At 46.7% G+C, this 21,158-nt stretch carries 19 protein-coding genes; 7 read left to right on the top strand and 12 right to left on the bottom strand.

All coding sequences use genetic code 11. The features are described 5' to 3' along the window. Nucleotides 1-83 precede the first annotated feature (83 nt). The gene (locus RH061_RS06185) at nt 84-1,676 is read right to left on the bottom strand and encodes a long-chain-fatty-acid--CoA ligase (protein ID WP_311074679.1); all 1,593 of its coding nucleotides are present in this window, start codon (nt 1,674-1,676) and stop codon (nt 84-86) included. A 258-nt stretch (nt 1,677-1,934) separates the two neighbouring features. On the opposite strand from RH061_RS06185, the gene RH061_RS06180 reads away from it, so the two are divergent. The 6 genes from RH061_RS06180 to RH061_RS06155 all read left to right on the top strand — a co-directional run bounded on the left by RH061_RS06180 (nt 1,935) and on the right by RH061_RS06155 (nt 3,968). Continuing rightward, nucleotides 1,935-2,156: a spore germination protein gene (locus RH061_RS06180; protein WP_311074677.1), complete on the top strand. Its 222-nt coding sequence runs from the start codon at nt 1,935-1,937 to the stop codon at nt 2,154-2,156. A 14-nt stretch (nt 2,157-2,170) separates the two neighbouring features. Beyond that, the gene (locus tag RH061_RS06175) at nt 2,171-2,425 is read left to right on the top strand and encodes a spore germination protein GerPB (RefSeq protein ID WP_311074675.1); all 255 of its coding nucleotides are present in this window, start codon (nt 2,171-2,173) and stop codon (nt 2,423-2,425) included. 40 nt (nt 2,426-2,465) lie between these two features. Then, nucleotides 2,466-3,080, top strand: coding sequence for a spore germination protein GerPC (gene gerPC / locus RH061_RS06170; protein ID WP_311074672.1), 615 nt, complete (start codon nt 2,466-2,468; stop codon nt 3,078-3,080). Next, entirely contained in the window at nt 3,080-3,262 is a 183-nt protein-coding gene (locus RH061_RS06165) for a spore gernimation protein GerPD (protein WP_311074671.1), read from the top strand. The genes gerPC and RH061_RS06165 overlap by 1 nt, the downstream gene beginning before the upstream one ends. A gap of 5 nt (nt 3,263-3,267) precedes the next feature. After that, the gene (locus tag RH061_RS06160) at nt 3,268-3,666 is read left to right on the top strand and encodes a spore germination protein GerPE (RefSeq protein WP_311076302.1); all 399 of its coding nucleotides are present in this window, start codon (nt 3,268-3,270) and stop codon (nt 3,664-3,666) included. A gap of 83 nt (nt 3,667-3,749) precedes the next feature. Next, nucleotides 3,750-3,968 carry a spore germination protein gene (locus RH061_RS06155; protein WP_214908812.1) on the top strand — a complete coding sequence of 73 codons (219 nt, stop codon included), beginning with the start codon at nt 3,750-3,752 and terminating at the stop codon, nt 3,966-3,968. Here the strand turns inward: RH061_RS06155 and RH061_RS06150 are convergent. From RH061_RS06150 to addB, 3 genes are all read right to left on the bottom strand, one after another. Then, a complete protein-coding gene (locus RH061_RS06150) occupies nt 3,965-4,309 on the bottom strand; it encodes an HNH nuclease-like protein HlpB (RefSeq protein ID WP_311074669.1) in 345 nt (114 codons plus the stop codon). The genes RH061_RS06155 and RH061_RS06150 overlap by 4 nt on opposite strands. 407 nt (nt 4,310-4,716) lie before the next feature. Next, the gene (gene addA, locus RH061_RS06145; RefSeq protein ID WP_311076301.1) at nt 4,717-8,496 is read right to left on the bottom strand and encodes a helicase-exonuclease AddAB subunit AddA; all 3,780 of its coding nucleotides are present in this window, start codon (nt 8,494-8,496) and stop codon (nt 4,717-4,719) included. A 1-nt stretch (nt 8,497) separates the two neighbouring features. Then, a complete protein-coding gene (gene addB / locus RH061_RS06140) occupies nt 8,498-12,073 on the bottom strand; it encodes a helicase-exonuclease AddAB subunit AddB (protein WP_311074667.1) in 3,576 nt (1,191 codons plus the stop codon). Nucleotides 12,074-12,290: 217 nt separating this feature from the next. On the opposite strand from addB, the gene RH061_RS06135 reads away from it, so the two are divergent. Beyond that, nucleotides 12,291-13,445 (top strand): MFS transporter, encoded by a 1,155-nt coding sequence (locus RH061_RS06135; protein ID WP_311074665.1) that lies wholly within the window; start codon nt 12,291-12,293, stop codon nt 13,443-13,445. Between the two features lie 16 nt (nt 13,446-13,461). On the opposite strand, the gene RH061_RS06130 is transcribed toward RH061_RS06135, so the two are convergent. From RH061_RS06130 to RH061_RS06095, 8 genes are all read right to left on the bottom strand, one after another. After that, complete coding sequence (locus tag RH061_RS06130) at nt 13,462-14,979, bottom strand: class I adenylate-forming enzyme family protein (protein ID WP_311074664.1); 1,518 nt, start codon at nt 14,977-14,979, stop codon at nt 13,462-13,464. A 280-nt stretch (nt 14,980-15,259) separates the two neighbouring features. Next, entirely contained in the window at nt 15,260-15,595 is a 336-nt protein-coding gene (locus tag RH061_RS06125; protein WP_311074662.1) for a hydrolase, read from the bottom strand. Between the two features lie 580 nt (nt 15,596-16,175). Continuing rightward, nucleotides 16,176-16,916: a 3-oxoacyl-ACP reductase FabG gene (fabG, locus tag RH061_RS06120; RefSeq protein ID WP_311074661.1), complete on the bottom strand. Its 741-nt coding sequence runs from the start codon at nt 16,914-16,916 to the stop codon at nt 16,176-16,178. Nucleotides 16,917-16,928: 12 nt separating this feature from the next. Then, on the bottom strand, nt 16,929-17,831 hold the full coding sequence (gene phaZ, locus RH061_RS06115; RefSeq protein WP_311074660.1) for an intracellular short-chain-length polyhydroxyalkanoate depolymerase: 903 nt from the start codon (nt 17,829-17,831) through the stop codon (nt 16,929-16,931). Continuing rightward, nucleotides 17,831-18,847 carry a 3-oxoacyl-ACP synthase gene (locus RH061_RS06110; RefSeq protein ID WP_311074659.1) on the bottom strand — a complete coding sequence of 339 codons (1,017 nt, stop codon included), beginning with the start codon at nt 18,845-18,847 and terminating at the stop codon, nt 17,831-17,833. Before RH061_RS06110 ends, phaZ begins: the two co-directional genes overlap by 1 nt. 241 nt (nt 18,848-19,088) lie before the next feature. Further along, on the bottom strand, nt 19,089-19,268 hold the full coding sequence (locus tag RH061_RS06105) for a hypothetical protein (protein WP_311074657.1): 180 nt from the start codon (nt 19,266-19,268) through the stop codon (nt 19,089-19,091). Continuing rightward, nucleotides 19,268-20,278, bottom strand: a complete 1,011-nt coding sequence (locus tag RH061_RS06100; protein ID WP_396654863.1) for a branched-chain amino acid ABC transporter permease — start codon at nt 20,276-20,278, stop codon at nt 19,268-19,270. Before RH061_RS06100 ends, RH061_RS06105 begins: the two co-directional genes overlap by 1 nt. A 5-nt stretch (nt 20,279-20,283) precedes the next feature. Next, complete coding sequence (locus RH061_RS06095) at nt 20,284-21,144, bottom strand: branched-chain amino acid ABC transporter permease (protein ID WP_311074656.1); 861 nt, start codon at nt 21,142-21,144, stop codon at nt 20,284-20,286. Nucleotides 21,145-21,158 lie beyond the last annotated feature (14 nt).

Raw genomic sequence — 21,158 nt, 5'->3', positions numbered from 1 at the left:
CCAAAGGTAACAAAGGAACGCCCGCTGCAGCTGGATTTCCCGCAAGAAAAAGGGACGCCACAAAGTGCTGTCCCCCTGTGCTATTAGTTTACAAATCTTCCAGTCTTGCCATTTGCCTCCCAGTATTCATTCCGCAAATGGACCTTCTGGATTTTTCCGGAAGCTGTTTTCGGCAGTTCTTTTACAAAAGTTACTCCGGTTATGGCTTTGAAATGGGCAAGTTTTTCTCTTGAAAATGTAATGAGGTCCTGTTCTGTGACCTGCTCATTCTCACGGAGTACAATATAGGCATGAGGAGTCTCCCCCCACTTTTCGTGAGGGACTGCAATGACTGCTGCTTCCAGGACTGCCGGATGATCATATAATACTCCCTCGACTTCGATGGAGGAGATATTTTCTCCGCCACTGATGATGACGTCTTTCTTGCGGTCAACGATGTCGATATTGCCATATTCATCGACCGTCGCCATGTCCCCGGTATGGAGCCAGCCATTACGGATTGTTTCCATCGTTGCTTCGTCGTTTTTCCAGTAGCCTTTCATGACTCCATTGCTTCGGGTGATGACTTCCCCTATTTCCTTGCCGTTATGTCCAACCTCTTCGCCAAAATCATTGACAACCTTCACCTGGCAGCCAATCATGGATATGCCTGCTTTTGCTTTCATTCGATATTGTTCATTCAAAGGCAGCTGCTTCAAATGCGACCTTACTGTTGAAATCGTGCTTAATGGCGAGGATTCTGTCATTCCGTATACCTGGATGAATTCCCAGCCAAGTTCTTTTTCAACCCGGGTGACGAATGCTGGCGGCGGAGCAGAACCGGCAATGACCACCCGAACCTGCTGTTCGATACTCGGGACATTTTTTTCATAAAACTGAAGCAGTGCATTCAATACTGTTGGAGCCATGTGCATGACACTGACTTTATGTTTTTCCAGCGCGTTGAAAATTGTCTCGGGCGTCGTCTTCCGCAGGCATACCTGCGAAGCGCCGTTCGCTGTGTAATAAAATGGCGATCCCCATCCATTAACATGGAACATCGGCAGGACATGCAGCAGGACATCCTCGTCGCTGACGCGCAGATGATGCATTGTGCTCAAGGCATGAAGGTAATTATTCCGGTGCGTCAGCATGACTCCCTTTGGATTCCCAGTCGTACCGCTTGTATACAGAAGGCTGCAGACATCATTTTCATCAAGCTCTTCACGTTTGAACGTCTCATCAGATTGCTGTGATAGCCATTCATCATAACCAGTTTCACCCAGGCTATCATCCTTGTAATGGACAATAATGTGTTGTACGCTCTCGAGCTGATCCTTAATCGGCTGAATCAGATGATATAAGTCCTGGTCCACAAATAAAACCTTCGACTCACTGTGATTAAGGATGAACAAATAATCATCAGGTTTCAGACGAATATTCAATGGGACCATGACTGCGCCCAGCTGGAATACTCCATAGAAACCTTCAAGCATTTCAATTGAATTTGGTGCAAGATAGGCAATCCGGTCGCCCTTGTTTACTCCCATTTTTCTTAAACCATCGGACAGCCTGTTCACCCTATCGTTCAACTCAGAATATGTAAGTTCTCTATCCTCAGAAAAAATGGCTTTTTTACTGCCGTAAAGCGACACTGCACGATCGAGAAACTGGTTCAACACCAATGGAACGTTCATAATCTGCCTCCTCCAGAATAATTTTATAATTCTAAATATATAAATATATTATCATATTACTCTTCCTGTTATATAACTTTTTAACTGTTATATAACATGTTTTTTTTGCAAGACGGAAGGATCTTTTTTCTATATGGTGGTTTGCCGCTTGTATGAAATTTTTCTGGAAAGGCCCTTATAAACACAATAGGCATTTTAATCACATTCTTCATCTGGGCACATAGGATAATAAAGAAATCTTTTTAAAGGGTGTTGCAAATGCCAGCAATCGTTGGAGTCGCACAGGTCATTTCCCTGGGGAACAGCTCCGTCTTCCATATTGGCGATGTTTATAAAATCAGCCCGATTTCCAATGCAAAAACCTTTTCTGGAGCAGGTTCATTCAATACCGGAGATGGATTGACCGTTTACAATAACCAAAGCTCAACAAATACCTATGATCCAGATGCCGTCGATCAAGGAAATTATCTGAATATATAATGTGGGTGAGTCTGATGAATTTTTTTATACAGCAATCAATCAATATCAACCTTCTGAGGATAGATGGAATCACGAACTCTTCTGTTCTGCAAATTGGAAGTGCAGGAATGATCAAGCCAGTTTCCTACCTTTATAACACCGGTGGATTTACAGCTCCTGCGCCAGAAGCGGTCCACCCCACAGAAATCTCAACTGGCATGGGGGATATGCAAGGCGGTACACTTGAAGCTCCTGCCGTTCCATTGCAGGCCCCGGTTCGACGCAATTAGGGATGTGTATTAAAAATCGGTGAAATCGAGGTGATTCATTTTGGATGCGGAATTTTATCAATATATAAAGAAGCTGCATTTATATGTGGAGCACCAGAGCAGAAAGACTGCAAGATTGGAGAAAATGATTTCGGAACTGCAGCAGGAAATTGCTGCACTGAAGGAGCGGCCTCCGGTTCAAATAGGGAATATTGAGTATAAGTTCGACCAGTTAAAAGTGGAAACCCTTGAGGGAACCTTGAATATTGGTCTAAACCCAACAGATTTGGATGGAATCGACGATTTTACCGTTGATCAAAAATCTGTAAATGTGCCGATTCCTCCAAAGCAGTTATTTAAAAGGACCATTGAGATCGAAACAGCACTGAACAAATATTTGGAAACTGATTTGGAGAACATTTACCGGGGGGCCCAGGCGGAGCTGGGAATCAGTGTAGATGATTCTTATTTCGAGTTCATAAAAAATGATATTAAAAAACAGTTGTCTGGCAGAGCAGCTCAGCATTTACAGGAGCAATCATCAGGTGAAAGAGGCACGGAACTGAGCCCTGAGCTGAACGAACGGGTGATTGATCTCCTTAAGCAGGAAATCCAGAATGGAGTGTTCCTGTTCTTGAAAAACCTGCCTGATAATGTAAAGGAAGGACGTTCATAATGAATTTCCAAGTTTATAACCGTGATATTTGCGTCGGCGACATAAGGATCATAGGTGTTTCGAGTTCCTCGCTGCTAATGGTTGGTGATGCAGATACGATCCAGCTGGCAGCAACCTTTGATACACCGGCAGAATCGTTGATTGTCGGGCCATTTGTCCCGCTGACGCCGGATATATCGTGATCGCTATGCTACAGAGAATATCCTGTGTTGACCAAATAAAAATTGACGCGGTATCCTTCTCCTCGATCTTACAGATTGGTGACTCAGAGCAAATTCAGGCATTGTCCAGGGCGCTGGCCGTCCAAAGAGAGGCAGAGATATTTTTGGATAATGAAGGCAACTTCGCAGCATTCCCGATTTTTTCTGAAACAATTCCTTTTCAACCAGCAGTTGAAGAAAATGTAGTTTTCTCAACCCACAACCTCAACCCTGTATTGAAGGTTCGGAACATTGATATTCTGGGAGCCTCATCTTCGTCTGTAGTGCACCTTGGAAACAGTTCCAATATTGCCATGGAGGCCCGTGTAAAGCATATACGCCAGCTTTTGCCGAGGAATAACATGTTGAATGGGGAAGATAGGTAGATTTGATGAGAAGCTTTAGGTCTTAAGCATTCATAAGCAACAATGGAAAAAAGGTTAAAACAAAGCAGAAAAGGATGTTTTCAATGCCAGCAATAATAGGTCCTGTGCAAATATTGAATGTAGGCGGCGGGACGGTACAGTTTGGCGACACGCTGTTCATCTCGCCAAAAAGCAGTTCAAAAACAGTCGCTGGTCAGGGAGGATTCAACACTGGCGGATTCATTGTGACAAATAACGGATTAAGTGCCAGCAATGTCCTTGATGCCAACTTGATTGACCAGCCGATAGCAGGTAATAACTAGCGTTTATTCCGTTTTCGCGCATTCGATTTTGATATTTTCGGCAGCCTTGTAGAAGGCTGTTTTTTTATCCATTTCAAAAACTTCTGCAAATCTGGATGCGAACGCAGACGGTCAATCGTGTTCAATCCCGATGCCAGCTCTTCATTCGTGAACAGAGCATGAATCTGTTTATGGCACGGGATACATAGATTGGCTGTCGCCATGAAAGTGCCACCCATTTCTTTAGGAACCAGATGGTGTATGGTCACCTCCACCTCTTCCCTGCCGCATAATTCACATGTGCCGGATTGCTTTTTCTTTGCCACTCGGGTGATCCCTCCCCTGTAAGAAAATGAAGTCATTTTTCCCATACCCATTTTTGTAATCGCAATCGCATAGCTGCGACCAAAATTTCGTCGTTTGCATTTTTGGACAACAATTAGCTTTCTTGGTTACCTATTTTCCAGAATTTCTGTTTTTCAGGGCACCAATACGCTCTATTGGTTACCTCTTTTTCTGAATTTCTGCTTTTTAAGGCACCAATACGCTCCATTGGTTACCTCTTTTCCAGAATTTCTGCTTTTTAAGGCACCAATACGCTCCATTGGTTACCTCTTTTCCAGAATTTCTGTTTTTCAGGGCACCAATACGCTCCATTGGTTACCGCTTTTTCTGAATTTCTGCTTTTTAGGGCACCAATGCACTCTGGCAAAAAAAAACCGGCAGGATTATTATTCACATCCCACCGGTTTTTAACATCATATTATAGTTAGTCTAATTCAAGCAGATGGCCGCCGTCGAAGAAATATAGGTATTTCTCTTCTACTGGCTGCTTCCATACCTGTTCGATTGCTTTGGCATACAAGCTGATTTGGATTCGATAGCGCTCCTCCAGAATCGGCTTTGCTTGCTCGAAACCGCCTTTGTAGCGGTCATGGATGCCGTCCGTTTTGAAGTCCAGCAGGACGGTTCCTTTTTCATCTTGGAAAATGCAGTCAACTACCCCCTGGATAAAGATCGGTTCGTTTTCTCCCTGCCAATCAGGATAAACTTCCTTTGACGGCAATGACAGATAAAACGGTACCTCACGGCTGACTTTTTCAGCCGAAACCAGTCGCTTGCCGATGTCCGTTTCAAAGAAGGCAAGGATCCATTTTTTATCAACAGCATCGCGCTGCTCAGGGAAAAGCAGCTCCTTCTCTACCATCTCCTCCAGCTGCAAATCGAGAGAGGCTTCGGTTACTGGCTGATTCAGGTTGATATGCTGCATGACCATATGCATTGCGGTTCCGCGTTCTGCAGGTGTGAGTTTCTTTTCCTGCATGAACCTTGGCCTGTTGAGGATTGGTTTTGAAAACCTCCTGACAATCTGTGTTCCGCTTTCTTCATCCCTTGTTTCGTGGTTGCGTTTCAACTCAGTAACGGACTGCTTTGACCGGTGGTTTGCTGCTTCTTTGAAATGATAATTCCATGAAAGCTGCCTGTTCACTATCTCTGCTAATTCTGAGTCTCTGTTTACGGGCTTCCCTGCTGCAACAAGGTCCATCAAGCTTTCGTGCTCTTCGGTTTGTTCATCTGCATATGAAGCGATTTCCTCCGCTTTAATGCTTTCGATTTTCCAGCGGGAAGGATGGTTTATAATATCCTCACCCATTGCCGGATGAAGGCTATCTCCACTTTTCCGGATATAGTCACAATCCCGGTGGCGGATCACCGCCGGTCCGATCCAGTCGATATAACCCGAAGCAGAAGCTCTTGAATATTCATCCAGCAGCCACTCAGGATGGCTTGCCTCGTCCTGCCACTTGCTGATCGTCTTTTCTGCATCCTTGACCGATCCAATCAAATAGAGCTTTTCCTTTGCCCGTGTCAAGGCAACATATAATACACGCATTTCCTCTGCCAGCATTTCCATCTTCTTCTTGCGCCTAAAGGCCAACTGCGGCAAGGATGGGAAGGAAATCCGCTTCTCAGGATTGATATATTTTGCCGCGAAGCCAAATTCTTTATCGAGCATATAGAATTTTTTCAGGTCCATCGTATTGAAATTCCGGGCAAGCCCTGCAACGAAGACAACCGGAAACTCAAGTCCCTTGCTGCTATGGATCGTCATGATCCTGACCACGTCTTCCTGCTCCCCAAGAGCTCTTGCAGCACCAAGGTCATCGCCCCGTTCCCTCATGCGCTCAATGAAGCGCAAAAAGCGGAACAGGCCACGGAAGCTTGTTGCCTCATATTGTCTCGCGCGATCATAGAGCGCTCGCAGGTTTGCCTGACGCTGCTTGCCACCTGGCATCCCACCGGCAAAATCGAAGAAACGGGTTTCCCGGTACAATTGCCAGATCAAGTCTGATACGGAACCCTGTCTGGCCGAAGTTCTCCATTTCTTTAAGCTTTCAAAGAAACGGCTTGTCTTCTCATGCAATGCTTCATTTTCAGGAACCGGCTTTTGAACGCAGAAAGCTGTCAACGCCTCATAGAAAGAACCTCGTTTCTGGCTGACCCTGATGATGGCAAGCTTTTCTTCGTCCAGTCCGACAATAGGGGACCTCAGGACAGCAGCAAGCGGAATATCCTGATAAGGATTGTCGATCACTTTTAACAATGAAAGCATGACCGCCACCTCTGTTGCCTGGAAATACCCTGTGGACAGATTCGCGTAAATCGGGATGCCTTGCTGTTTGAACTCCTCCATGATTTGCGGCGCCCATGTCATGGAGCGGAGGAGAATGACGATATCACGGTAATTGACGGGCTTCGATGTCTTTGTCTTCGGATTGTAAACGCCCCGCCGTTCTTCTACCATATCCTTAATATGCTTGGCCATCAGCCTTGCTTCGAGCTGTGATTGTTCAAGGTCATCCGCGTCGAATTCACCTTCTGCCGCTTCATCCCCGGGTTCTGTTTCCGTGGATTCACCCTCGCTTTTATCAATCAAAAGCAGCTCCACAGGGAACTCGTCATCCTCAGGATAAGGAGCTCCTGGTTTCAGCTCGGCATTTTCATCGTAATCAATCTCGCCAACCTTGATTCCCATGATCTGCTTGAATAAATAATTCGTCCCGTCAAGGACCTCCCTGCGGCTCCGGAAGTTCTTGGCCAAGTCTATTTTCAGCCCAGTTCCTTCTCCGCTGGATGTGAACCTGGTGTACTTTCCCAGGAACAAATTAGGCTCAGCAAGACGGAACTTGTAGATGGATTGCTTTACATCGCCAACCATGAACAGGTTGCCTGATTCTTCCCCTTCAGCTGTCACAAGCTGGAGGATCGCTTCCTGCACCATGTTCGTGTCCTGGTATTCATCCACAAGAACTTCTTTGAATTTCTGGCGATAAGCGAGTGCTGCCTCTGAAGGTGCAGTTTTTCCCGGTAGTGCCACTTCTCCCACATCTATATTGGCTGTCAGGATATCAAGTGTATAATGCTCAAGATCAGAAAAATCGACGAGGCCCCGTTCCTGTTTCACTTCTCCAAACCTGCGGGAGAATTCTTTTACAAGTTCGATCAGGACAGAAACCAAAGGCTTCATTTCCTGCATGTCCTTCAGGAAGCTCTCAGGTCTGCGTGAAAATAATTCCGCTCTCAGATCCTGGACGATTTTCTTTGCCTTGTCGCGTAGCTTCGCTGCCTTGTCTACAAGATCCTTGTTGAAGTCGTCACCGCGGCATGTTTTCGCCCTGCCAAAATTGGCGAGCTGAATGGCCTCATAAAGCTCTGCCCATGATCTGTCCTTTGCAGCAAGCAAAGTATCTATCACATGCATGTCTTCTGTAAAATTGACCGCCCTTGGTGCCGGCCCTCCTGGCATTCTCGCAATTTCCATCGCTTTTTCCAGAAGCTGTTTCGCCCCCTGTAGCTGCAGCTCGATATCCGCCACGAGCACCTTCATGAAAGGCAGATCCTCCATTGTTGCGCTGTCTGCTGCGTCATACATCGAAACGATTGAATCCAGGTATGCATCAGGTGAAGGATTGGACCTGGCAAAATCGAACAGGTCGACTATGATATCCTTCAAACCTTCATCGCTGCGGTCATTCGTGAACGCATCCACCAGGTTGAAAAATGGCTGGTTGTCTGCCTTTCCGTATTCTTCCTCGAAAAGGTCCTCGATCACTTCGTCCCGAAGCAGCTGACCTTCTGTTTCATCCGCAATCCTGAAGCCAGGATCGACATCAATCAAATAATAATATTTCCTGATCACTTCAAGGCAGAAGGAGTGAAGTGTTGAGATCGACGCCCTGTTGAGCAGGCTAAGCTGCTTTTTCAAGTGGGTCGAAGCCGGATTGCTGTCGATTGCTTTTTCCAGCGCTTCTCCTATCCTGTGGCGCATTTCAGCAGCGGAAGCATTGGTGAACGTCACGACTAGCAGTTCATCAACATCCATAGGATTGCTTTCCGAAGTGATCTTCTTGATGATCCGCTCAACAAGCACGGCAGTTTTTCCCGACCCTGCTGCCGCTGCGACAAGAATATCCTGCCCTGAGGCCATGATTGCCTTCCATTGATCTTCCGTCCAGGTTGCCCCCTCAGGCACTGGCGGTATATTCATTTTAGCCAAGATCCTCTTCCTCCTCTCCGATTGATGCGAGAATATCCAGTTTCCTGATTTCTTCTAACCGCTCATTCGCTCCAGGCAAGCCATCGTTTGCCTTCATATGCTGGTCCTGACGGAGCGATGCCAGCAAATCTTCCTTTTTAATGACCGGAAGCTTCCTGAAATCATTCGATTCAACTGCCTGGTCAAACTGGCAGACTGGCTTGAAAGAACAGAATGTGCATGGGGCCCTGTCTTTGAGTTTATAAGGCGCTACATCGACAATTCCGCTGACAATCCTGTTTCCAGTCTCTACATATTTGTGGCGGACGAATTGCCGCAAATGGTCAAAGTCTTCCTTGCTGGCCACTTTTGAGCTTTTCAGCAGGCTTCCATCCTTTTTAAAACCTGCGGAAATAATCTGTGAGCTTCCTGTATCAAGCCCCTTGTCCATCATCCTGATGACATTCTCATCCCCAAGCAGCAATCCATTCATTTTAAAACGTTTGAGGATTTCCTCCTCGATTTCATCAAGAGTCAGCATTTTCGATGCATTGACAATAGGATTATGGACATGGAAATACAGAACTCCCGCTGGGTCAGCAGCCTTGCCGACTAACATTGGCGAATGAGTGATGATGATATCCAGATAGGTGAGCATCTGCAGGGCCACACCATAATAAACCTCTGTCAAATTGACATCCTTCACGCTGGATTTATAATCGACGACCCTCAGGTACACTCCCTTTTCGTCTTCCGCTTTATCAACGCGGTCAATTCGACCCATGAGCTCCATCTTCGTTCCATTTTTAAGAGAAAAAGCAAGCGGCGGCAGTTTTCCCTGTCGTCCGAAGCCAAGTTCCAAGCCTATTGGTGAAAATCCGCTGACCTTTGCATGCTCACTTAATACGAGCGATGCACGGCTGATGATATTTTGCAGCTTCTGCCTGATATAATGATGCCTGTTCGAGCTTAGCAAAATCTCGTTCTGCAATTTAGGAGCCAGCTTCTGGACTGCATCCCTTGCCAGTTGTTCCGCCTGGGCTCTTGTCAGCTGGGCCCAGCTGAGGTTTTGCTGCATGACCGTCTCGGCAATTTCCTTCAGCGCAGCGTGGAACAGATCCCCGATATCAGGAGCCTCAAGCCGGAAGATCTGGCGGTCGCGCAGCTTCAGTCCATGCTGGACAAAATGTGAGAATGGACAGCTGTTGAACAGCTCCATCCTTGAAACACTTCCCTGAATTTCTTCACCATAAAGCTCCTTGGTGATGGATTCCGAAAGCTGCTTCGTCCTGTTTTCGTAAAATAAGCTTGAAAGAACCTTGCGTGCTCTATCTCCCCATTGATGACTCTTTATATAATAATCATACACATCCCACCAGAAATCATAGACAGGATAGTTGCGCTTTTTCAATTGTAGCTGGGAGGTCAAATAGGACAGAGCGACATTTTCGCCAGCTGCATATTTCAACTGCTCTTCCTCCGGCAATTCAGATGGATCGGGCAGGTAGAAATGCGTTTGATGTTCAGGGAAAAGGTCAGAAATTCTCTTGATGAATGAAGATGGCATCAGAGCTTTCCCCTCTTCATTGGCTATCGGATAACTGATATACAGTTGTTCCGACGGTGTCACAAATGCCTTGTAAGCAATAAAGTTTTCGTCCAGGAGCTTGGTGCGGCTGCTTGGAGCAAGCTTTATTCCCTTTGACTGAAGAAGTTCGCGATCATCATCCGCAAAAATTCCTTCCTCCGTCATCTTCGCCGGGAGGACACCTTCATTGACGCCGATGACGAATGCGACCTTGACATCAGCAAGCCTCGTCTTTTCAAGATCGGCAATCAATATTTGGTCGATCGCAGGAGGAATCAAGGAGAATCTTAGTGATTCAAAACCTGCATCAAGAATGGAAACGAACTGTTTTGGCGCTACCTTCGTGTCACCAAGCATCTCGACGAACTGGTCAAGTAGATTGACCACTGCGTTCCAGGCTTGTTCATGCTCCCTTGCCTCTACCAATCTGCCTTCCTGTTCAGCAACCATTCTCCAGGCTTCAAGCTTCGCCGGGATATCAAGTTCTTCCATGAACAGATAGACTGCTTCCGCAAGCTTCCTTCCCGTATCAGCACGCTTCAGGCGGCGGGCCATCCGCAGCAGCGGAGATGTAATCAGCAGCCTCAGGTCATTCAGTTCCTGCTCTGTCTGCTTTTCTGCATCAGTCTGGGCCAATCCGTCATACTCCAGGCCGCGGATCCTCCGGTATTTCCAACGTTCTTTTTTCGTCCATTTATCTCCCTGGATGCCATATGCAAGTACATAGTTTTCCAGCACATCCATCTGTTCGCGCATCTTATTCAGATTCACTCCATCCGGGAACAATAGATCCGTTTTTACCGCACGGAAAATCGGTTCATACCTCCAGTTCCCCAATACCGTTTCAAGACTCGAACGGACTAGCTCAATCAATGGATGATGAAGCATATTCCGCTTCTGGTCGATAAAGTATGGCAGTCCATAATCATCAAAAATCGTCTCCAGCACTTCTCGGTATTCGCTGCCTCGCATCAGTACCGCAATGTCGCGATAACGGTAACCATTATCCCTTGCCAGCCCAAGAATCCTGCGGGCAACTCCTTCAAGTTCTGCCCTTCTGTTGGCAGCCTGGGCAATATGGATTGCAGCCTCCCCGTTATATTTAACAGCAGGCCTGGAATCGAATTCCCTTTCAAGATGCTTTAGCGATTCATCCTGCCAGCGCCTCTGTTCCGACAACACGATTTCCTCTTCCAGCTCATAGCCTTTTGCTTTTATGATGTCATGAAGTGTTGAGCAGGTTTCTCCTGTTACCCTGAATAAATGCAGTTCGTCAGGCTGTTCATCTTTAAAACCCTTGTCGACCGGGAGCGCGATGGTCACTCTTTTACATGTGCTCATCAGCTGGTCAATGATCATCAATTCAAGAGGCGTGAAACTGTAGAAACCATCAATGTACACTTCTGCATCCTTCAAATATCGAGAAGCAGGTATTTTCTCGGCAAGCAGTTTGAAATAATCCTCTGAATCTATATATTTGCCGAATAATTCGTCTTCAAATTGTCGATAGACTAGCTCAAGATCATGGATTTTATCTTTCAAAGCTTTATTCTCTGATGAGCTTTCCGCCATTTTACCAGTGAGCTCATCAGGATTGATCGCATAGCGTTTGAACTCAATCAGCATCTGTTCCATCTGCTGGACAAAACCATTCTTATCCGCTGCCTTCTGGAAAATCTTCAGCTCGTCCTTTTTGTCTTCAATGATTTTTCGGATCATCATGCTGATCCCGACACTGTCCAAATGCTGGCGAGTGTACCCGCCTGTTTCCTGCAGGATTCTCCATGCAAGGCGCGGAAAGCTGAAAACCTGAGCCCTGATCATTCCCCCAAGCTCAGGGTCAGTGGACAATCTGTATTCGGAAAGGAATGACATTTGTTCAGGGACTAGATAAGCAATCGGGTCTCCCTGCGGGTCCGAGATGAGCCTGTCCTTGATTTCCTTAATGATCATCTCGGTCTTGCCGCTCCCCGAGCGCCCCATTACTAAACGTACAGACATCTGACTTCCCCTTTCTCTCTTAAAATATCTATCTTTATAAAAATTGAAAAAGGCGCTTTATACTCATGCGCCTTTCCATACCAAACGATTGTTCTATATATCTTTCATTATACCTTTTTTGCGGACCATTTTGGAAGCAGGAAGCCCGTTAATTTTTCCCAAAACAACCTGCTAAAACTGTGGTGTCTGCATATGTTGATGGTGGCAGGTGATATACATGAAACCCATGTCCTTTTTTCAAAAGGCTTCCATCCTTCTGACACTTTGTGCCATCATGGTCGCTAGCAATATTTATACATTGATTCCAATTTATTCGGTCCTTGCAGATGACCTATTGATCGCTGAATCCCACGTAGTCCTTGCGGGTGGGCTATTCACTTTCTTCTACGCCTGCGGACTGCTGTCATTCGGGCCGGTTTCCGACTTTACTGGCAGAAAGAAAATCCTTGTGTTCGGGCTACTGGCCTCTGCATTGACGACACTGGCAGTCGGATTCTCAGCCGGGTCCCTCAGTTTGTGGATTGCCCGATCACTGCAGGGAGTCACCCTTGCTACTTTCGCTTCAGTTGCTTTCGCCTACTCCTATGATATTTTCAATTATCGGCATAGGACGATTCTGGTCGTGCTGATCAACACAGGATTTTTAATCGCAGGGATCTTTGGGCAGGTTGCCAGCGCCTTTCTGACGGATGTTTTTTCCTGGAACAGCGTCTTCTTTTTCTTCTCAGCACTTTATTTCATTCTATTTGCTAGTGCTTTATTCCTGCTGAAAGAATCACCACCGCCTGCGACAGAAAGCAAGCCTTTATGGAGAATCTTTTTTCAATTGCTCAAAGAGCCTGTTTTGATGAAATGCTATAGTATTACATTCTCACTGTTGTTCGCGATTATCGCCTTCTATGACGCTATTGGCCGATTTTTTGACGGACCTTCGTCAGACTTGCTGATGATCCGGCTGGTTGGATTGATTGGGGCTTCTCTTTCCCTTTTCACAGGGAAGCTGATCGACCGCTGGGGTGAGCTGCGGACATTGATGTTTGGCTTGGCCATCGGGTCAACAAGCGCTTTTATGCTGCTTTTCTTTCATTCCACCGGTGCTTTGATTATCTTTTCCATATTTTTTGTCTCATCGATTTCACTCGTCATCCCGACTGTCATTACCTTGATCGGATTTTACGGCAGCAGCCAGCGCGCCAAAGCATTGTCACTCTATTCTTTCATCCTGCTGACAGGAGCCAGCCTCGCTCCGCCCATTGCAGCCCTGCTGCCATTCAGCGGTGTGATGATTCTCTTATCTTCACTCTTCTTCTTCAATATTGGACTTTGTATTTTGATCCAAAAAAAGGCATTACAGTCAGCAAACGCTGGCTGAAATGCCTTTTTTCTTATCAAACAGGCTTATGGCCCGATGCAGAGAGAGCGACTTCCCGCAGTTTCTTTTTATCGATTTTGCCTACATGCGTCTTCGGCATATGGCCAATAGTTTGGATAACTTTCGGTACTTTATAGCCGGCGAGCTTCTGCCTGCAATGCATTTTGGCTTCATGCTCTCCTAAAGCAGCTCCCTCTTCAAGGACAATGAACGCAGTCACGACTTCTCCCCATTTTTCATCTGGGATGCCAACGACCGCGGCCTCGTGAATCGATGGGTGTGAGCAGAGCCAGTGTTCGATCTCGAGAGGAAATACATTTTCACCGCCTGTGATGATCATCTCTTTTTTCCTGCCAACAATATAATAATATCCATCTCTGTCTCTCTTCGCCAGGTCACCTGTATAAAGCCAGCCGTCCTTCAAGGTGTCTTCGGTCGCATTCTGATTATTCCAGTAATAAGAAAAGGCATGGTTCCCCTTGATAGCAAGTTCACCGACCTCGTCCGCTCCAGCCTCGTTCCCTGCTTCGTCCAGGATCTTGATAGAATGGAACAGCATAGGCTTGCCGACTGAACCTCTTTTTACATTCGCCTCTGAAGGATCTATGTAAAAATTATTCGGGCCAGCCTCTGTCAGCCCATATCCCTCCTTGAAGGCGATACCCTTCTGTTTGTATGCTTCATAAATTTCAAGCGGGCACGGTGCACCTCCTGATAAAAACAGCTTAAGATCCGTGAATTCCGCCTTCTGGAAAAGATCCGTTTTTACCAACATATGATGCATCGTCGGCACAAATAGGACGATTGTGCACTTATGTTCGATTAGGTTCTTGATCGCACTTTCCGGTGTGAAATCATTGGCCAGAACGACGGTGCCCCCGGCCATCAGGATCGGAATGGATAGTGCATTCAAACCGCCTGTATGGAATAAAGGTAAATACGTCACCGTTCTGTCCTCGTTCGTCAGATTCCAGCTGGCGATCGTCGAAACGCTGTTCCAGATGATGGCGCGATGTGACAGAACAGCTCCTTTTGGCTTTCCGGTGGTCCCTCCTGTATAAATCATCGCGAGCGGATCTTCTTCCTCCACTTTTTCTCCATCCAGCTGGCCAACTGTTACGCCAAGCAGCTGAGCGTATCGTGAACCATCAATTTGAATGCAACGGTCTTCTTCATCCCAAATCATTGTCACTTCTTTTGTTAAATTGGAATGGAAAGCCAGCAGCCTTGGCTCACAATCCTTAATAATATATGCCAGCTCATCGAGGGACAGCCTCCAGTTCAGCGGCACAAAAATGGCGCCAATTTTGCCGCAGGCAAACAGCAAATCAAAGTAACTGATTCCGTTCGGCGCAAGCAGCGCAACCCTGTCGCCTTTTTTGACTCCCTTTTCACCCAGCCACACTGCGATTGCTTTAGCCCGATCATTGATTTCCCTGTATGACCATTCCTGAGCCGTCCCTGCATCGGCAATCGCAACTGCATCTGGTGTCAATCCCGCTCTAGATTCAAGCCAGTCGAGCTCCCACCTCACCGCAATCTCTCCTTCTCTCGTCTTGATGGATTCATTTTAGGAGATGGTAGTTACAGGTTAGTTACATATGAAAAAGCGCAAGCGCCTTGGTCAGCCCCGACAAGCGCTGGAGGGCCGACCAGTGAAGTCGTTCTTTGAATTCATTGGGCGGACTGAAGCGACTCGAGGGGCTAGGCGCTGGAGCTGGATTAAGAAAACTACTCGTAGTTATCCACAACTAAATAATTTTATAACTATAAACTGCAAAAAACACCACAGCATCAGCCGTGGTGTCAGAAGTTTATATGCCCTTCAACTCATCTTCTGTAAATATCTCCATACTTTTCACATGGTTCCTGGCTTCAGCATCACCCAGTTTATAAACCATTGCGTAAATTTCCTTCATTGCAAAGTCATATTCAGCATGCTCACGGTCTGGGTCGGTAAAAGGGCGCAAATGGGAATTGCCAAAAGTGGCCCAATCCGCTTTATAGTTTTCCGTCAGATACTCCCGTAAATCCTTGATCTCCTCACCGGTCGCAATCAACGTGAATAAATGGCCCTCCGGCTCAGCCGGCGTGTCCAGCACCTCGCCGCTTTCTATATTAAAGTAGTATTTCTGCTTTGTGTCTTCCATGTACAGCACCTCATCCTTTTTTAATACCATTTACCACTTTTGGAGGGAAGTTAATCCTGAAGTGAATATCAGCGGACTCAAAAAGTAAAATGAACATATGATTAGCTGGTTTTTAGAGTGCGTGGGGCAAAGTTCTTGGGATCAGTTAGTTTTAATGCCAGTTAGAGGAGATTTAATACCAGTTGGGACAGTTTTAATACCAGTTAGCGCATTTTTAATACCAGTTGGATCGGTTTTAATACCAGTTAGGAGGATTTTTCCCGGTTTGACGGTTCATTTTAACGGTTGGGAGGAATTATTTAACGGTTGAGACGATTTATTTGATGGTTGGCACGAATTATTATACGGTGGATAATTTTCTTAACGGTTGCAGCATAATTCTCCGGTAAGCCATTTTAATCCCTGTTGCCGGTGTTATATTCCCGGTTGGAGCAGATTTATTCCCGGTTGAAAGAAATTTATTCCCGGTTGGAGCAGTTTTATTCCTGGTTGAATAATTTACACTCCAATAGAATAGAAATCATTCCTCTCCCCACACCTACCCCAAAATAAAAAAGCGCATCAAATGCGCTTTTTAAAATCACATCATGATCCCGCCATCGACATGGAGGGTGGTGCCGTTCACGTATTTTGACTCGTCTGATGCGAGGAACAGGTAGGCATGTGCGATATCCTCTGGCAATCCGAGCCTTCCCAGCGGGACGAGCATCTTCATTTGTTCAATCACTTTATCCGGCACAGCGGCGGTCATGCCCGTTTCGATGAATCCCGGAGCGACTGCGTTTACATTGATGCCTTTGCGTCCGAGTTCCTTTGCCCATGTTTTCGTCATGCCGACGACTCCGGCTTTGGTCGCTGCGTAGTTTGTCTGGCCTACATTGCCGTATACGCCGGAAACGGAGGATGTATTGATTATTCTGCCTGAACCTTGCTGGACCATTGCTGGAACAACAGCCTGGGCACAATTGAACACACCCGTCAGGTTGACATCAACGACTTTCTGGAAGTCCTCGGCAGCGAGCTTGTGCAGCATTCCATCCCTGGTGATGCCTGCATTATTTATTAGAATATCAATTTTGCCAAAGTGGCCGAGAACATTTTGGACCAGCGAATCAACACTGGATCTGTCGGCGACATTCACCTGAAAAAAAGCGATATCATTGCCTTCAGCTGACAGTTCTGCCGCACGTTTGGTTCCTGTTTCTTCATCAAAGTCCGCCATGGCAACCCTTGCGCCTTCACTGGCAAAAGTTTTAGCTGCAGCAAGCCCGATTCCGTTCGCTGCCCCTGTAATAATCGCTACTTTATCTTTCAATCTCATAAAAACACCTTCCTACTCTGCTAAAAATCCTTCGATATGCTGCAATAGCTGATCCAGGTCATCCACTAATGGCGAATGGCCGCAATCCTTCAATTCCACAAACCTTGCACGCCCTGCAAAGTCCTCGACAATTTCATCTGCCATCCTCCCAGTGACCACTAGATCCCGGTCACCCCGGAGCACAAGCACAGGAATCTGGATATCCTTCACCTGATCTGTACCATCCTTCAAGCCATTATTTAAAGCACTGATGTTAAAAGTATTAAGAGAGTGGTAGACTTCAGCGAGATTGCGCTGTGTCAGCATATCATCAACATACTCGTCATAATGCCGTTCTTCCGGCTGACGACCGGTATAAATCAACATATTCCACATTGCCTTTAGAAATCCTCTATTTTGCTGGTCGTAAGCACTCTGTACGGCAATCGTTTTACCAGCATCTCCCTTAACATCCTCATAAGTAACGAGCCTGTTGTTCACATCAGGGAGGCCTTCAGCACTTGTGCCGAAGAAAGGATATCCTCTTGTAGAAGCGGAAGCGAGCAGCACAAGCTTTTCACAATAGCCTGGGTAATCAGCGGCGAACTGCATTCCTACCGCTCCTCCCGTCGACCAGCCTACAAGGGCAAAATCCTTCAGCCCAATTCCATCAACAAACATTTTTACATCATCGGAAAAATCCTGGATCGACATGATTGGCTTATGATAGCTGGACTCCCCGAACCCCCGCAAATCCACCGCAAAAACTTTATATTCAGGATCAATCGCGTCAATCAACAAGTCCCAATGTTTGGATGATGTCATATTGCCATGGACCAAAAGAACATTTTTGGTTCCGCCATCCCGCTCCCTATAAGCGATTGTTTCCCCATTTGGCAAGTCAACCTTCTTCATTTCCACTGCCGTTTTTTCCATTACAACACGCCCTTTCCCCAAACAATAGTCGTCGCACCCCACGCATAGCCGATACCGGCACTGACTAGGACGACAATGTCTCCATCCTTTAATTTCCCTGCCTTTTCTGCCAGTTCTAGAGACAGGATCTGGTCAATCTGTCCAATGTGCCCAAAGTCTTCTAGGTAGATGGAATTCTCTTCCGTTAATCCCAGCTCCCTTAATACAAATTCATGTGCCGACCGCTTCATATGAAGCATCCCGACGTAGGCGATGTCTTTTTCGGAAAAACCGCTTTTCTCCACCGACCGCCGGATGACTTTTAAAAAATTGGCCATCGACTTTTGCTCGAGCCGCTCCTTCATTCCCTCTGGATCAAGTACATCAAGCTGGTACAGGCCTCTTGCCAGGCTCTCTGCTGTAATCGGATTTTTTGTTCCGCCGGCAACGACGACGACATCCTCGGAAAAAGAACCATCCGTAATCATTTCTGTCTCTAGCAACCTGTTTTCCTGATGGTCCTTTTGCAATAAAATCGCACCGCCGCCTGCCCCGAGATTGTACATGAACCGTGTTCTTGGATTCTGGTAATCTATGAAATCACCATTGCGATAGCCCCCTGCGAGGAGGACGGTGTTGATTGCCGGATCAGAGACCATCATTCCCTTCGCCAGCTTCAGGGCCATCACTGTCGTTCCGCATCTTAAGGCCGTGTCGAAGGCCCAGGCATTTCTTGCCCCGATTTCCTCCTGCAGTTTAATACCTGCTGTCCATAATGGATATTCCTTGTACTCCTCACCAATATAGATGACAAGGTCGATGTCCAACGGATCCAGGTTCGCTTTTTCCAATGCAATCCTTGCAGCCTTGATTCCCATTTCGCATGTATGGTCTTCCGGTCCTGGCATCGGCTTTTTCCTTATTCCCATTTTTTCTTCCACAACTTGTTCGGGAATTCCTGCCAACCTGGCAATTTCCGCTCCTGTGACATAGTTTTCAGGAAGGTAGATTCCCGTACTGACAATGCCAATTTGCATCTTGGTTCCTCCTTTAAGAAAAGCGCAAGCGCCTTGGTCAGCCCCGACAAGCGCTGGAGGGCCTGACAGTGAAGTCGTTCTTTGACTTCATTGGCAGGACTGAAGCGACCTCGAGCTGCTCAAAGCTAACGCTTCTCGCAAGATACTCGAGGAGGCACTCACAGCGATGAAAACTGGCTAGGCGTTGGAGCTAGACACTAATCTAAGTGCAAAAGTTTATACTTTTAAAAGAAAACCCCTTCTATGATTCTCCAACTATACCTTTGATGAATTCCATTGCTGACTCTAAGGAATCAAAGACTGCTTCTTTTTCCTCCTGCACATGGGTTACCTTGACCCTCCAGTATTTTCTGCCGCTGTCGCTTTCGATGTCCGTGAGCTGGAAGCGGAGAACGAATGAAGTAACTTGCTTTGTTTCCATCACGAATCTCCCTGGCTTACTGTCTCTGAATCAACCGGAACCTTGATTTTCTCTTTCTTTCTCAACTTCAGCTTCTGCAGGGAACCGACAATCCCCTGAGGGAAGAACATGACAGCAAGGATATAAATGATGCCGAAAAAGATGATCCATCTTTCGAAAATCCAGTGAACCTTTGCAAGCTCAGTCAGCCAGTGATGGGAAAACTCGATGATTCCCGCGCCGATGATTGCCCCGACCAACGTCCCGACTCCTCCAATGATCGTCATCAGCAAGGCATCCAGTGTGATATCCATTGTAAAAACGCTTGTATTCACGAATCTGAGGGAAACAGCATATAAAATCCCCGCAATTCCGGCAATGACTCCAGACACGACGCTGGCAATGATTTTATATTGCAATACGCTGTATCCAAGCGATTCTGTGCGCTGTTCATTTTCCCTTATTGCCTGAAGAACTCTTCCAAGCGGGGAATTGGTGAATCTTCTCAATAAAATGAACACCAGGACCATCGAACCGAGGCAAATCAAATAGAAGTCAGTGCGGTCCTTCAGAAAGTCCGGAACCCTGAATGTAAAGCCGTCATTCCCATAAGTAACCGTCCGCCATTTTTCAGCCAGTACTAAAAACAATCCGGCGAAGGCCATAGTCAGCATCGCGTAAAAGTGGCTTTTCAAGCGCAGTGTCAGCAGTCCGACGAAATAACTTACGACAGCAGTCAGCAAAATCGTGACCAGGACAGCCAGCAGAAAGTAGCTTGTTTCAGGTTCAAACCTTTTCATGAAGACTCCTACTGTATACGCCCCAATCCCGAAGAACATCGCATGACCGAATGAGACGATGCCGGTGTATCCGAGAAGGATGTCGTAGCTCATCGCCAGTACGGCAAAAATGAACACCTGGGAGAGCAGGATGAGCATGCTCCTGGAATCGTAGACAAATGGAAGTACTGCCAGGAACCCGGCGACAAGCAAATATAAGATGTTCATGCGATTTGAAAACAATCTTGTCATCCTTCTCACCCCTTTGCCCCGAATAAGCCCTGCGGCCTGAAAATCAGCACTACTGCCATCAGCAGCATGTTCGCTGCCAAAGCGAGGTCGGGAACATAATAGGCCATGAATGAACCTGACAGGCCAACTAAAATCGCAGCCATCACCGAGCCTGTAAAGCTGCCCATTCCGCCTATGACCACAACGATGAACGCGAGGATCGCAAACTCCATGCCCATATCCGCATAAATCACACCTGAATAGGGACCTAAAAGCATTCCGCCAAGAGCCGCCATTCCCGCTCCTATCATGAACACGAACATGAATACTCTCTGGATGTTGACACCCAGTGATTGGACCATTTCCTTGTTCATGACACCGGCGCGGACGACAAGGCCGATTTTTGTCTTTTTAAGCAAATATTGAACAGCGAGGAATACCGCAAATCCTACGGCAATGATGAAAACCCGGTATTTGATGATGATGATTCCGCCAAACTCCCAGCTGCCGGAAAGGTAATCAGGGGTTGCCGCTGAGATCTGATTAGGGCCCCATACTACTTTCAACATCTCTGATAAAACAAGCATCAATCCGAGCGTGATTAATATTTGCTGTACATGGTTGCCGTAAACCGGTTTGATGATCCAGCGCTCTGTGACGATGCCAAGGATCATGCCCGTCAGGACGGCACCGATAATCCCGGCAAAAAAGCTGCCTGTTGTTGAATATATCCAAATGCCGCTGTAGGCACCCCAGGCGAACAAACCGCCATGGGCAAAATTAAGCACATCCATCAGGCCGAAAATCAAGGTAAGACCGGCTGCCAGGAGGAAGATCAGCATTCCTGTGGCAAGGCCGTTAAGGCTTAAATTAATCAATACATCCACTCTTGCTTCCCCCT

It is taken from the genome of Mesobacillus jeotgali (genome assembly GCF_031759225.1).
Lineage (GTDB): Bacteria > Bacillota > Bacilli > Bacillales > Cytobacillaceae > Mesobacillus > Mesobacillus jeotgali_B.
The sequence above is the reverse complement of the archived record's forward strand: the minus strand, read 5'-3'. Positions and strand labels throughout refer to the sequence as shown.

What these genes read in the sequence shown, in the direction of transcription:
- RH061_RS06185 (WP_311074679.1), bottom strand. Translation starts at nt 1,676, where the DNA reads ATGAACGTTCCATTGGTGTTGAACCAGTTTCTCGATCGTGCAGTGTCG.
- RH061_RS06180 (WP_311074677.1), top strand. Translation starts at nt 1,935, where the DNA reads ATGCCAGCAATCGTTGGAGTCGCACAGGTCATTTCCCTGGGGAACAGC.
- RH061_RS06175 (WP_311074675.1), top strand. Translation starts at nt 2,171, where the DNA reads ATGAATTTTTTTATACAGCAATCAATCAATATCAACCTTCTGAGGATA.
- RH061_RS06165 (WP_311074671.1), top strand. Translation starts at nt 3,080, where the DNA reads ATGAATTTCCAAGTTTATAACCGTGATATTTGCGTCGGCGACATAAGG.
- RH061_RS06160 (WP_311076302.1), top strand. Translation starts at nt 3,268, where the DNA reads ATGCTACAGAGAATATCCTGTGTTGACCAAATAAAAATTGACGCGGTA.
- RH061_RS06155 (WP_214908812.1), top strand. Translation starts at nt 3,750, where the DNA reads ATGCCAGCAATAATAGGTCCTGTGCAAATATTGAATGTAGGCGGCGGG.
- RH061_RS06150 (WP_311074669.1), bottom strand. Translation starts at nt 4,309, where the DNA reads ATGACTTCATTTTCTTACAGGGGAGGGATCACCCGAGTGGCAAAGAAA.
- addA (WP_311076301.1), bottom strand. Translation starts at nt 8,496, where the DNA reads ATGAATATACCGCCAGTGCCTGAGGGGGCAACCTGGACGGAAGATCAA.
- addB (WP_311074667.1), bottom strand. Translation starts at nt 12,073, where the DNA reads ATGTCTGTACGTTTAGTAATGGGGCGCTCGGGGAGCGGCAAGACCGAG.
- RH061_RS06135 (WP_311074665.1), top strand. Translation starts at nt 12,291, where the DNA reads ATGAAACCCATGTCCTTTTTTCAAAAGGCTTCCATCCTTCTGACACTT.
- RH061_RS06125 (WP_311074662.1), bottom strand. Translation starts at nt 15,595, where the DNA reads ATGGAAGACACAAAGCAGAAATACTACTTTAATATAGAAAGCGGCGAG.
- fabG (WP_311074661.1), bottom strand. Translation starts at nt 16,916, where the DNA reads ATGAGATTGAAAGATAAAGTAGCGATTATTACAGGGGCAGCGAACGGA.
- phaZ (WP_311074660.1), bottom strand. Translation starts at nt 17,831, where the DNA reads ATGGAAAAAACGGCAGTGGAAATGAAGAAGGTTGACTTGCCAAATGGG.
- RH061_RS06110 (WP_311074659.1), bottom strand. Translation starts at nt 18,847, where the DNA reads ATGCAAATTGGCATTGTCAGTACGGGAATCTACCTTCCTGAAAACTAT.
- RH061_RS06105 (WP_311074657.1), bottom strand. Translation starts at nt 19,268, where the DNA reads ATGGAAACAAAGCAAGTTACTTCATTCGTTCTCCGCTTCCAGCTCACG.
- RH061_RS06100 (WP_396654863.1), bottom strand. Translation starts at nt 20,278, where the DNA reads ATGACAAGATTGTTTTCAAATCGCATGAACATCTTATATTTGCTTGTC.